The sequence below is a fragment of the Labrenzia sp. 5N genome (assembly GCF_012395805.1).
Taxonomy (GTDB): domain Bacteria; phylum Pseudomonadota; class Alphaproteobacteria; order Rhizobiales; family Stappiaceae; genus Roseibium; species Roseibium algicola.
This window is the reverse complement of record NZ_JAAZTM010000004.1, coordinates 278,544-291,031: the sequence shown is the minus strand read 5'-3', so window position 1 is coordinate 291,031 and position 12,488 is coordinate 278,544. Positions and strand designations below refer to the sequence as shown.

13 protein-coding genes are annotated in these 12,488 nt (G+C 60.8%); 12 read left to right on the top strand and 1 reads right to left on the bottom strand.

Annotation, left to right across the window (positions count from 1 at the left end; translation table 11 throughout):
* Nucleotides 1-174 precede the first annotated feature (174 nt).
* From HEP89_RS04405 to HEP89_RS04360, 10 genes are all read left to right on the top strand, one after another.
* Nucleotides 175-1,158 carry an arabinose ABC transporter substrate-binding protein gene (locus tag HEP89_RS04405; RefSeq protein WP_022999780.1) on the top strand — a complete coding sequence of 328 codons (984 nt, stop codon included), beginning with the start codon at nt 175-177 and terminating at the stop codon, nt 1,156-1,158.
* Nucleotides 1,159-1,227: 69 nt separating this feature from the next.
* Nucleotides 1,228-2,733, top strand: coding sequence for an L-arabinose ABC transporter ATP-binding protein AraG (araG, locus tag HEP89_RS04400; protein WP_168691427.1), 1,506 nt, complete (start codon nt 1,228-1,230; stop codon nt 2,731-2,733).
* A 15-nt stretch (nt 2,734-2,748) separates the two neighbouring features.
* Entirely contained in the window at nt 2,749-3,690 is a 942-nt protein-coding gene (gene araH / locus HEP89_RS04395) for an L-arabinose ABC transporter permease AraH (protein ID WP_152508502.1), read from the top strand.
* Entirely contained in the window at nt 3,690-4,583 is an 894-nt protein-coding gene (locus tag HEP89_RS04390; RefSeq protein WP_168691426.1) for an aldose 1-epimerase, read from the top strand. The genes araH and HEP89_RS04390 overlap by 1 nt, the downstream gene beginning before the upstream one ends.
* A complete protein-coding gene (locus HEP89_RS04385) occupies nt 4,576-5,355 on the top strand; it encodes an SDR family oxidoreductase (protein ID WP_168691425.1) in 780 nt (259 codons plus the stop codon). The genes HEP89_RS04390 and HEP89_RS04385 overlap by 8 nt, the downstream gene beginning before the upstream one ends.
* Nucleotides 5,356-5,463: 108 nt before the next feature.
* Nucleotides 5,464-6,228: an SDR family oxidoreductase gene (locus HEP89_RS04380; RefSeq protein ID WP_152504702.1), complete on the top strand. Its 765-nt coding sequence runs from the start codon at nt 5,464-5,466 to the stop codon at nt 6,226-6,228.
* 176 nt (nt 6,229-6,404) lie between these two features.
* Nucleotides 6,405-6,875, top strand: coding sequence for a MerR family transcriptional regulator (locus tag HEP89_RS04375; protein WP_168691424.1), 471 nt, complete (start codon nt 6,405-6,407; stop codon nt 6,873-6,875).
* Nucleotides 6,876-6,965: 90 nt separating this feature from the next.
* A complete protein-coding gene (locus HEP89_RS04370) occupies nt 6,966-7,523 on the top strand; it encodes a MarR family transcriptional regulator (protein WP_022999787.1) in 558 nt (185 codons plus the stop codon).
* Between the two features lie 175 nt (nt 7,524-7,698).
* Complete coding sequence (locus tag HEP89_RS04365; RefSeq protein WP_022999788.1) at nt 7,699-8,346, top strand: DUF4166 domain-containing protein; 648 nt, start codon at nt 7,699-7,701, stop codon at nt 8,344-8,346.
* 2 nt (nt 8,347-8,348) lie between these two features.
* A complete protein-coding gene (locus HEP89_RS04360) occupies nt 8,349-9,842 on the top strand; it encodes a TIGR01777 family oxidoreductase (protein WP_168691423.1) in 1,494 nt (497 codons plus the stop codon).
* A gap of 279 nt (nt 9,843-10,121) precedes the next feature.
* Here the strand turns inward: HEP89_RS04360 and HEP89_RS04355 are convergent, their stop codons facing one another.
* Nucleotides 10,122-10,880: an IclR family transcriptional regulator C-terminal domain-containing protein gene (locus tag HEP89_RS04355; protein ID WP_168691422.1), complete on the bottom strand. Its 759-nt coding sequence runs from the start codon at nt 10,878-10,880 to the stop codon at nt 10,122-10,124.
* A 205-nt stretch (nt 10,881-11,085) separates the two neighbouring features.
* On the opposite strand from HEP89_RS04355, the gene HEP89_RS04350 reads away from it, so the two are divergent.
* Together HEP89_RS04350 and HEP89_RS04345 are read left to right on the top strand one after the other, a co-directional pair.
* Nucleotides 11,086-11,817, top strand: coding sequence for a 3-oxoacid CoA-transferase subunit A (locus HEP89_RS04350; protein WP_168691421.1), 732 nt, complete (start codon nt 11,086-11,088; stop codon nt 11,815-11,817).
* A gap of 1 nt (nt 11,818) precedes the next feature.
* Nucleotides 11,819-12,487 (top strand): 3-oxoacid CoA-transferase subunit B, encoded by a 669-nt coding sequence (locus HEP89_RS04345; protein WP_168691420.1) that lies wholly within the window; start codon nt 11,819-11,821, stop codon nt 12,485-12,487.
* Nucleotide 12,488 lies beyond the last annotated feature (1 nt).

Below are 12,488 nucleotides of genomic sequence, written 5' to 3'. Positions count from 1 at the left end.
TTAGCGGATTTTTTGCTCTGCGCGAACTGCGCGTTTCACCGTCCGTCATCGAATGTCGGGCAACCTTATCCGATACATCATACAAAAGCAGTTGACTGGTATGATGATTCACAGTAGGTCTGTTGAAGCGCCCCGGGAGGCTGGGCGCCTCGAAATGAATTGGGAGGTTCTGCAATGCGTGTGTTGAAGAAAGCCGTTCTGACCGGAGTGATGGCCCTTGCCCTCGTCGGTTCTGCCCATGCCGCTGACGTGAAAATCGGTTTCGTCGTCAAGCAGCCGGAGGAGCCCTGGTTCCAGGACGAGTGGAAGTTCGCCCAGAAGGCTGCCGAGGAAAAAGGGTTCACCCTTGTTGAAATCGGTGCGCCGGATGGCGAGAAGGTTCAGGCAGCGATCGATAACCTGGGTGCGCAGGGTGCGCAGGGCTTCATCATCTGCGTGCCGGATGTGAAGCTCGGACCGGGGATTGTAGCCAAGGCAGCTGCCAACGACCTGAAGCTGATGACCGTGGATGACCGACTTGTCGGCGCCGATGGCGAACCCATCGAAAGCGTGCCGCACATGGGCATTTCCGCGATAAAGATCGGCGAGACCGTGGGCCAGTCCATTGCTGCTGAGATCGAGGCGCGCGGCTGGGACATGTCCGAAGTGGGCGCGATCCGCGTTTCCTACGACCAGCTTCCGACGGCCGTCGACCGGGTCGAGGGCGCTATCGCAGCACTGACGGCTGCCGGCTTCCCCGCGGAAAACATCTATGACGCGCCCCAGGCCAAGACCGATACCGAAGCGGCCCTGAACGCTGCCACCACCGTGCTCAACCAGCACGCGGACGTGAAGAAATGGATTGCCTTCGGCCTGAACGACGAAGCCGTTCTCGGCGCGGTCCGGGCCACGGAATCGGTCGGCATTCCGGCTGAGAACGTCATTGGCGTTGGCATCGGCGGTGCTGAATCGGCCATCAACGAGTTCAAGAAACCGAGCGCGACCGGTTTCTACGGTACGGTCATTATCTCGCCGAAGCGCCACGGTTATGAAACCGCACTCAACATGTACGAGTGGATTGCCAACAACAAGGCACCGGAGCCGCTCATCCTGACGTCCGGCTCGCTTGCCCTGCGCGACACTTATGTGGACGTGCGCAAGGACCTGGGCATCGAGTGATCCGTCCCGACTGACACCTGATCCGGCGACCGGTCTTGCGGTCGCCGGGGGAACTGTTGCGCGAGCGTCATGTCTTATCTGTCAGTACAAAACATATCCAAGAGCTACCCGGGCGTTCAGGCCCTGTCGGACATCTCCTTCTCGGTGCAGAAGGGAGCCGTACATGGGTTGATGGGCGAGAACGGTGCCGGCAAGTCCACCCTGATCCGGGTGCTTTCCGGCGACCAGTCCGCGGACAGCGGATCCATTTCCATCGACGGGATCGAGCAGAACTACGGGTCTGTGCGCGATGCCTTCGAGGCCGGAGTGATCGTGATCCACCAGGAACTCCAGCTGGTGCCGGAGCTGACGGTGGCGGAAAATCTCTGGCTGGGCCGGTTTCCCAACCGGGGTGGCGTCCTCGAAGGCCGGCGATTGGTCGAGACCGTGCGCGACCGGCTTGAGGAGATCGGCGTCGATGTCGATCCCAATGCAAAGGTCGCTTCGCTGTCCATCGGTGCGCGCCAGATGGTGGAAATCGCCAAGGCCGTGATGATGGAGGCCCGGGTCATTGCACTGGACGAGCCGACGTCATCCCTGTCCTCCAGGGAAAGCGAGATCCTGTTCAAGCTGATCGCCCGGTTGAAGGCCAAGGGCACGGTGATCCTCTATGTGTCTCACCGGCTGGAGGAAATCTTCCACCTCTGCGACAGCCTGACGGTTTTGCGGGATGGCCGTCTTGCAGCCCATCACCCCGACATTGCCAATGTGACCCGCGACCAGATCATCGCCGAGATGGTCGGGCGTGAAATCGGCAACATCTGGGGCTGGCGTGAGCGGTCGTTCGGGCCGGTGCGGCTGGAAGTGTCCGGCATGTGCGGCGAAAAGCTTCCCGGACCGGCCGAATTCTCGGTTCGGCAGGGCGAAATCCTGGGCTTTTTCGGCCTGATTGGCGCCGGACGCAGCGAGTTGATGCGCCTTGTCTATGGTGCGGACACGCGGCGCGGCGGCACGGTCTCCATCGACGGCAAGGGAGTGCCTGCGGACAATCCGCGCGGTGCCATCAATGCAGGGCTCGTGTTGTGTCCGGAAGACCGGAAACACGACGGCATCATCCAGGGGCGGTCCATCGAGGAAAACATAGCCATTTCCTCACGCAGGCACACGTCCTCCTTCGGCATTCTCCAGCTTGGCAAGGAAGCAGCTCTTGCGGATCGCTTCATCGCCCGGCTCAAGGTGCGCACGCCATCGCGGAAGCAGGACATCGTCAATCTCTCCGGCGGCAATCAGCAGAAGGTCATTCTGGGTCGCTGGCTGTCGGAACAGGGTGTGAAGGTGCTGATTGTCGACGAGCCGACACGCGGCATCGACGTCGGCGCCAAGTCGGAGATCTACGACATCCTCTACGAGCTTGCGGAAGGCGGTATGGCCATCGTGGTCGTTTCCAGCGAGCTGCCCGAAGTGATGGGTATTTCCGACCGCATCATCGTCATGTGCGAAGGCCGCATGGTCGGCCAATTCGCGCGGGAAACCTTTGAAGAGCGCAACATTCTGACCCTGGCCTTGCCGGACAGAAATGCTGCCCACACGGTGTGAACGGGGCCGTTTCAGATGAATTCTCTCAAGAAAATTTTGCTCGGAGACCAGGGCCTGGTCGTCATCTTCGCGGTGGCCTTCGCAATCGTTTCCCTGACCGTTCCCAACTTCCTCACCGAGCGCAACATCCTCGGCCTGCTGCAGTCGGTGGTGACAATCGGCATTGTCGCCTGCACGATGATGTTCTGCCTGGCTTCGCGCGATTTCGACCTTTCGGTCGGGTCGACGGTCGCTTTCACCGGCATGATCGCCGTCATTGCTTCCAACATGACCGGCTCCATCGTTATGGGGCTCATCATAGCTTTGCTTAGCGGTGCGTTGGTGGGTGCGGTCAACGGCTTCGTCATCGCCTGTTTCCGCATCAACGCGCTGATCACGACCCTGGCCACCATGCAGATCGTCCGGGGACTGGCGCTGATTGTGTCCGACGGCCGGGCCGTCGGCATCAACGACCCCGGGTTCTACCAGCTCGCCCTGTCCCGCTTCCTGGGCATCCCAACGCCGATCTGGGTCATGGGTGCGCTTTTCATCGCTTTCGGCTTTCTGCTGAACCGCACGGTCTTCGGCAAGAACACGCTGGCGATTGGCGGTAATCCGGAAGCGGCCCGTCTTGCCGGGGTGAATGTGGTGTCCATGCGGATCTGGATCTTTGCCTTGCAGGGCCTGATCTGCGCTGTTGCAGGCATCATGCTTGCCTCGCGCATCACATCCGGCCAACCGAATGCAGCCACCGGCCTTGAACTTTCGGTGATTTCCGCCTGTGTCCTCGGCGGAGTCTCCCTGGCCGGTGGCCGCGCCGCCATGACGGGTGTCATTGTCGGCGTCATGATCATGGGCATTGCCGAAAACGTCATGAACCTCCTGAACATTCAGGCCTTCTACCAGTATGTGGTGCGTGGCCTGATCCTGCTTATCGCGGTTCTTCTCGACAATCTGCGCTCCTCCGCAAGCCGCTGATGTCCACAGATGCCGCTCAGCAATGGACGCTCTCACAAGGGGATCTGACGGTCACCGTCAGCCCAAGGGGAGGGTCTATCTTGCAACTGGCATGGCGGGGCACGCCGATCCTGCTTCCTGCCGGCGGGCCGGAGGGGGCCGCGGCGTGTTTTCCTCTGGTGCCCTTCGGAAACCGGATCGCAGGCAATTGCTTCTCCTTCGGGGGAGAGATCTTTGTGCTTCAGCCCAACACGGACGAGCCTCTTGTCCTGCACGGCGACGGCTGGCTGGATACGTGGGCTCTGGCAGGCAGGACCGACAATGCGATCGAGCTGGACCTGGTCAGGAAACAATCGTCCCGAAGCCCTTACGCCTTTCAGGCGCACCAGAAGGTTCATCTGGATGAGGACTGCCTGTCTCTGAGCCTTCGCGTGACGAACCTTGGCAAAAAGGCCCTGCCGTTCGGCATCGGGTTTCATCCGTTTTTCCGCCGAACTCCGGACATGACCCTGCAGACGAGGGTGCAAGACATGTGGCGCGAAGGCGAGGGACATCTTCCGGACGGTCTGCAGCACATTCCTTCCGAACTCGATTTTTCGATGCCGCGTATCATGCCGCCGCGCTGGATCAACAATGCCTTCGGCGGTTTTTCCGGCAGGGCCCGGCTACACTGGCCGGATATTGAGCTCGCTCTTGATCTCAGCTGCGAACCGGTGTTCGACGTGATGATGATCTTTGCCCCGCAGGCACCTGCAGACTTTGTCTGTCTGGAACCCATGAGCCATCTGCCGAACGGTCACAATCTGCCGGATCTCGGTGGCCTGAGCGTTCTGGAGCCGGGGGAGGAACTGGCGGGAACGATAAAGATGACATTTCTGCATGTGTTGGAGACCGGGGAGAAAAACGATGGCTGATCGGCTTTCAGGAAAGCGTATCCTGATCACTGGTGCCGCACAGGGCATTGGTCTTGCCATCGTCCGAGCCTGTCTCGGCGAAGGCGCTGCCGTGGTTCTGATGGACCTGGACGCAGCATTTCTTGCCCGCAGTGTCGCGGATCTGGGTGGGGAAGGAGAGTATCTGACGGCTCTCGCCGGGGACATCACGAACACGGATGACGTTGCCGCTGTGGTCGCTCGCGCGCAGCAGACCATCGGTCCGTTGAACGCGCTCATCAACAATGCCGGGATAAATGTCTTCGACGAGCCTTTGTCCCTGAGCGATGAAGACTGGAACCGCTGCTTCGACGTCAACCTGAAGGGGGCGTGGAATTGCGCCCGTGCCGTGTTGCCGGGTCTGCTTGAGCAGGGGGGCGGGGTCATTCTCAACATTGCCTCCACGCATGCTTTCACCATCATCCCGCACACCTTTCCCTACCCGCTGGCCAAACACGCCCTGCTGGGGCTTACCAAGTCCCTTGCGCTGGAATATGCAGCACAGAATGTCCGGGTGAATGCCCTGGCGCCGGGCTATGTCCAGACCCAGAAGGTGGTCGATTACTGGAACAGTTTTCCCGATCCCGAGGCGGCCCGGCAGGAGACCTTGCGACTGCATCCGGGTGGGCGTATCGCCACGCCGGAAGAAATCGCCAAGGCCGCTGTCTTCATGATTTCAGACGAATGCCCCTTCATGAACGCCGCCTGCCTGACTGTCGATGGCGGCCTCAGCGTCCAGCAGCACCAAGCCTGACGCGGTTATTTTTTCAATAAATCGGGCTTGACCCTGACACTAACGTCAACCGGCTAACACCGGCTTGGCGCGCAATGCGCAGGTGTTAATTCAGGAAAGCAAGCCAAGATGAATGAACGGACAAACTGGCAGGGCAAGGTTGCCATCGTAACAGGCGGAAGCTCCGGAATTGGAGAGGCCACCGCGCTGGCGTTGACCGGGCAGGGGGCGAATGTTGTCATCACCGGACGTGATGCGTCAAAGCTTGCCGGTGTTGCTGGCAAGAGCGAGGCAATCGAGGCCGTGCAAGCCGACAGTGCCGACCCGGCAGGCAGCCGGCGCGCTGTCGAGGCAGCACTGGGGCGATGGGGCCGCCTGGATCTTGTCGTCAACAATGCGGGCGCGGGCAAACCGCTGCCCATCGAGGCCTATGATGCCGAAACGCTTTCGGAAATCTGTGCGGTGAATATCGTTGCGCCGTCCCTTCTGTTGAAGGAGGCCCAGTCGGCCTTGCGGGACAGCAAGGGGGCTGTCGTCAACATCGGTACGGCCGTCTCCCAGAATGCGGCGCCGGGCCTGGCGCACTATGCGGCCACAAAGGCGGCGCTTGAGCATCTGACACGGTCCTGGGCCATCGAGCTTGCAGGCGACGGAGTACGGGTAAACGCCGTCTCTCCCGGTCCCGTCAAGAGCGGCGCTCTCACGGGCATGATGGGCCTGCCGCCGGAAGTCGCGCAAACCATCGAGGAAACAGAAGCAGCTCAGGTTCCGATGGGACGGCGCGGACTGACCTCCGATCTCGTGCCGTGGATCTTGCAGCTCGGCAGTTCCGCCAACGAGTGGCTCACCGCACAGGTGATCACGATTGACGGTGGCTGGTCGCTTCGGAGCTAGGCAGGCTGAGCATTTGTGACCAAGGGCAAATATGGGCATCCTCCCCTTGATGGGGAGGGTGCCCCTCGCCACTTGAAGGCCTGAAGCGAGCACTTCCGGGAAAACAGGGCTTGACCCTGACACTAGTGTCAAGGTGCTAGGGTCCACACCCTAGGCCGGTGTTGAAAGGGGTCGACATGCAGATCAAGGAAGCAGCCGAACGGCTTGGCATTACGGAACGGATGCTGCGCCACTATGAAAAGTCGGGCCTGATGGAAGCTCGCCGTTCGGAAAACGGCTATCGCAGCTATAGTGCCGCGGACTTGCGCCGTGCCGCCCGGATCCGCGATTTCATTGCCACGGGTTTTTCGACGCGCGAAGTTCGTGCGATGGCCGCCTGTCTGTCGGACGAAGGATCCGGGCCTTGCGAAGGCGGTATTCCGGAGCTTCTGAAAAAGCTTGAGCACATCGACCGGCTCAGCGCCGATCTTGAAGCGAAACGCGAAGCCATTCTCGACCGCCTGGCCGTGTTGGAAGAAGCTCTCTCGGTGAGCGCGGACGAGAAAGGTGGCGCCGGATCCGGGATGAATGCACCTGTTCCAGGCCGGGGTTCTGGCACGCCCGGCAGGGGCCGTGTCGGTCTGGAGCCTCACGCAAGCGGGCGCTGACGGGCGGTCTTGCTGATTTTTTGACACGCGCCGCATCCCCTGGCGAACTTCGCCATTGACATCAATCGATTTTCATCACAAATTTCTGTCATGACAGAAATTACCGACAAAGCCGATCCTTCGGCAAAAGAGAAGTTCATCCTCTATTGGGGGGACATGGGCAGCCAGTGGAGCGTCAACCGTTCGGTAGCGCAGATCCATGCATTGCTGTTCCTGAGCCCGGTGCCGATGAATGCGGAGCAGATTTCCGAGGAACTGGGCATTGCCCGGTCCAATGTCTCCAACTCCCTGAAGGAACTTGTCGGATGGCGGCTGATCCAGAGAGTGCCTGTCGCGGGGGATCGCCGGGAGCACTTCGTGGCCGAGACCGACGTCTGGGAAATGGCGCTGCTGATTGCGAAGGGCCGCAAGGAACGAGAGATCGATCCGGCGATCCGCGCTATCGATGTCTGCGTGCGCCAGGCGGAAAAGGAAAAGACGCTTGATCCCGTTGCTCTGGAGCGGATGCAGGAGATGCACCAGTTTTTGACCACCGCCGATCGCTGGTCGGAGCAGATGCTGAGCGTGCCGAAGTCGAAACTCGCCAGCTTGATGAAGATGGGCGACAAGGTTCTCTCGCTGCTCAAGATCGGCGGCAAGAAGGGCTGACAGCTGGGGCGGGTCAGGTTTTCGCCTTACCAGGCAGCTCCCATGGAAGTGCCGGATAGCGAGACAAGAGCGGGCGAGAGGTCAGTAGGCTTGCCACCCGATTTCAGGTTCAAAATTTTTTGCCAAGTAATTTCTCTTTATACAGAAATAACCGACATAACAGGAGGGATTGGAAATGCGAAACGCAAGCGCCACTCTGGAGCGGCCCGAAGCTGGCGATCGCCGTTTTCGCGATCTTCTGGGAGAAGCCGCCTGGCATGGCCTGCCAGCGGCCGTCCGCCGCCGGTTCGGCAAACGTCTGAGCGGCGGGGCAAGTGTCGTCTATCAAGGCCTGGTCGTGACCATGCGGATGAACCTTGCCGGAAGCATTCTGGCGCAGCTCGCGCGGCTTGTCGGCGGTCCACTCCCCTTTGACAGATCCTCTTTCAACCAGCCTGCCGTCGTCACCGTCACAGAAGATATTGCAAGCGATGGCCAGTTCTGGATCCGCCAATACGGACGTAGCTCTGGCTTTCCGCAGGTGATCCACAGTTCCAAGCGGTTCGAGGGCCCGACCGGCATTGAGGAATATATCGGTGCGGGGATTGGCATGGCACTGCGGGTGAATGCCCTGACAGACGGTCTCAGTTTCGAAAGCGACCACTATTTTCTGCAGGCCGGACGGTGGCGGTTGCGGCTGCCCGCCTGGCTCCGGCCCGGAGCTTTGACGATCACACACCGGGATCTCGGCAAGGACCGTTTCCTGTTCACCCTTTCCCTCAAGAGCCGCGTCTTCGGTGAACTGGTTCACCAGGACGCACTCTTTCATGACATGGAGACTTGATCATGGATAATCCCGTTCTCTGGACGTTGATCTCCATCCAGATATTCATGGGCGCATTCGATACGCTCGTGCACCATGAAGGCAGCGAGCGCCTGGCTTGGCGTCCGTCGCAGAAAACCGAACTGCGGCTGCACGGTGTGCGAAATTTCTTCTACGCGGTGATCTTCCTCTGCTTCGGCTGGCTGGAACCGCATGGGGTCTTCACCATGCTGTTGACGGCAATCCTTGTCGCCGAGGTGCTGATCACGCTTTGGGATTTTGTCGAGGAAGACATGACCCGAAAGCTGCCATGGACCGAGAGGATCAACCACACGCTGCTGGCCTTGAACTATGGTGCGATCCTGGTCCTGGCCGCGCCGGTTCTGTGGCAATGGTCGTTTCTCCCCAGCGCGCTGGTGCCCGTCAGCTACGGCTGGTGGAGTGTGCTTTCCACGGTTTCGGCACTTGGTGTCGGGCTCTTCAGCGCGCGGGATCTGCTTGCGGCCGCGCGCAGCGACAGGCTTGGTGGTCCAGATCCGGCGGGACTGGTTGCAGCCCTGCCACCGCGCCGGCATATCCTTGTGACGGGCGGCACCGGGTTCATAGGTCGGCGACTGGTGGAAGCGCTGGTGAGAGGCGGCCATTTCGTCACGGTCCTCACGCGAGACCTGCGCAAGGCGGATGACCTGGAACACCCTGTCCGTGTGATCACAAGTCTTGACCGGATCCACAATGCGGAGCGCTTCGATGCCATCGTCAATCTGGCAGGAGACCCGATCGCGAGTGGCTTGTGGACGAGCCGCAAACGCGCCCGGATCATCGGCTCCCGTGTTCAAATGACCGAAGCATTGCAGGCACTGGTGGGTCGTCTTGACAACAAACCGGCTTGCCTGATCAACGGTTCCGCCATCGGCTGGTACGGTCTGCGCGGTGATGAAACGCTGACCGAAGACGCAAACTTCGAACCTGCCTTCGTCCACGAAGTCTGCGAGCGCTGGGAACAGGCGGCACAAAAGCTGGAGCGGGACGGAGTGCGTGTCGTGCTCTTGCGGATCGGTCTGGTCCTCGGTGTCGAGGGCGGCATTCTGGCAAAGCTGCTGACGCCGTTCGAATTCGGTGGCGGTGGCGCGATGGGCTCCGGCCGCCAGTGGATGTCCTGGATCGAACGGGACGATCTTATCCGTATCATTGCCCGCACGGTGGTCGATGAAACCCTGTCCGGCCCCGTCAACGCCACTGCACCCGTGCCGGTCCGGAATGCGGAATTCACCGGCGCTCTGGCCAGGGCGCTTCACCGCCCCGCATTCCTGCGCCTGCCTGCCTGGCTTTTGTCGACGGCACTTGGTGACATGGGCCGGGAGACGATGCTGGCCGGCCAGCGTGTCGTACCGGCAAAACTGGTCGCCGCAGGCTTCAGGTTCCGCCACCCGGAACTTGCCCCGATGCTGCAGGTAATCACGGGCGCAAGGGCAGGCTCGTTTCGGGCTGAGGAACAAGAAGTCCGGTCATTGGCATAAGCGGATGTGACGAGATCAAAAGATCACGATCTGCGATCAAAAAGGGGCAGCCGGCTGACACCCGCTGCCCCGACTCACGATCTCCTCTCCATTGTCATCCCGGCCAAGCGAAGCGCGAGCCGGGATCGGAGAGCCACAGGGAGTGCTGCATTGTCCTTTAATGGAAAGACCTCGGCTCTCCGATCCCGGATCTTCGCTGCGCTGCGTCCGGGATGACGAAGGAGAGTGCGAGCGAGGCGTTTTGCAGGCACACCCATTTGCCCCTCGTTCAAATACAATTCACGTCAAGAGCGGGCGCAGCTCCGTCTGGATGTTCAGCAGGGCAGGGAGGAACTTTGTTTTTGCCGTTTCCGGTGCGGCTGACGTGCTGGCGTAACCGACATTGAGCGCGGCAATTGTGTGGCCGTGGGAATTTTGAACCGGAACCGCGATGGAGCACAGTCCGGGTTCGACTTCCTGATCGATCGTCGCGAAGCCCTGGCTCCGGATGCTGGCAAGTTCGGCCAGAATGGCGTCCACCCGGGTGAGGGTCTTTGGCGTCAGTGCGGTCAGGGTCATGGCTTCCAGCCTTGCCCGCGCCTCGCTCTCCGGCAAGGCGGCCAGCATGACGCGGCCCATGGAGGAGCAATGAGCCGGCAACCGCGAGCCCGGCATCAGCGCGATCGACATGACTTTCGTTCGGGCGGCCCGTGCCACATAGACGATCTCGTCACCGTCGAGGATCGACACCGACGAGCTTTCCCCGATCTGTTCCGACAGGCGGTCGAGCAGCGGTTGCACCACACGTGGCAAGGGCATGGTGGCAAGGCAGGCAGTTCCCAGCCGCAGCACCTGCGGCGTCAGGGTGAAATACTTGCCGTCCCAGTTTGCATACCCGAGATGGGCCAATGTCAGTAGGCACCGGCGGGAGGTTGCCCGGTCGAGACCGGATGCGTTCGAGACTTCGGAGATCGACTGGCGAGGACGGTCTGCGGTGAAGGTTTCGATAACCTGCAAGCCCTTGGCCAGGCCCCCCATGATGTCCCGCTCTGCAATCATTCGCCGGTCTCTTGCTGATTTTGATTTGTGCGATATGTAAACAAATGAAGCATATCGCACAAATAAATTGGACGAAAGACATCCGCCGTCGCTATCTCCATGGACACAACAAGGGGCGAATTCTGGCTGACCTTGAGGTGTCGGAATCTTCCGCACTCAAGGCGCACGCAGGAAGCTCCGGGCGTTGCCCGAAAAGGAGACAAAGATGGACAAGACGGTTTCCGACCTTGCCACCGCCGTGGCGGGGATCGAGGACGGCATGACAGTGATGATCGGCGGCTTCGGCGGCTCCGGATCTCCCATCGAGCTGATCCACGCGCTGATCGACCGCTATCGCGAAACGGGGCATCCGAAGGACCTCGTCGTCATCAACAACAATGCCGGCAACGGCCATGTCGGCCTGGCTGCGCTCATCGAGGCGGGCATGGTCCGCAAGTTGATCTGCTCTTTCCCGCGCTCTGCCGATCCGGTGGTCTTTACCGAGATGTACCTTGCAGGCGGCATCGAGCTGGAGCTGGTGCCCCAGGGCACGCTCGCGGAACGGATCCGCGCGGGCGGTGCGGGTATTCCCGCCTTCTACACGCCGTCGTCCTACGGAACGGATCTGGCAAAGGACAAGCCCGTCGGCGAATTCGACGGCCGCATGTATGTGCAGGAACGCTGGCTGAAGGCGGATGTTGCGCTGGTGAAAGCCGAAACAGCGGATACCTTTGGCAACCTGACCTATCGCATGGCAGCCCGTAACTTCAATCCGCTGATGTGCATGGCCGCGGCGGAGGCCATCGTGCAGGCAAGCCGGATCGTCGAAGCGGGCGGGATCGACCCCGAAGTCGTCGTCACGCCGGGTATCTTCGTTCAAAAGGTCGTTGAGGTGGCCAATCCGCTGCAGGAAGAAGACCTCAACCGCGCCAATGCCGCCTATCCGCTGGAGGCCTGAGATGGAAAAGCTTTCAAACAACCAGATTGCCTGGCGTGCGGCACAGGATATTGCCGACGGCGCATATGTGAACCTCGGCATCGGCTTCCCGGAAAAGGTTGCCCAGTTTCAGCCAGAGGGACGCGAGGCGATCTTTCACACCGAGAACGGACTTCTGGGTTTCGGCCAGGCCCCGGAGCCTGGTTCGGAGGACTGGGACCTGATCAACGCCGGCAAGAAAGCCGTCACGCTAAAGCCAGGTGCGGCCTTTTTCCACCATGCCGACAGCTTCGCGATGGTGCGCGGCGGTCATCTGGATGTGGCCATTCTGGGCGCTTATGAAATTGCCGAAAACGGCGACCTAGCCAACTGGTCGACCGGCCCCAAGGGCGTGCCTGCAGTCGGCGGGGCGATGGATCTCGTGCATGGTGCCAAGCGGGTTGCCGTCATCACCGACCACGTCACCAAGAACGGCCAGCCGAAACTGGTCAAGCGCTGTTCGCTGCCGCTCACCGGTGTCGGCTGCGTCACTCGTGTCTATACCAGCCTTGCGGTGATCGATATCGAGAACGGCCGCTTCGTGCTGCGTGAAAAACTGCCCGGCCTGTCGCTTGAAGATCTTCAGGCGGTGACCGGTGCTGAGCTTCTTGTTCCCGGCGCTGTCGTCGATCTTGTTGTTCCCGAGGTGTGAA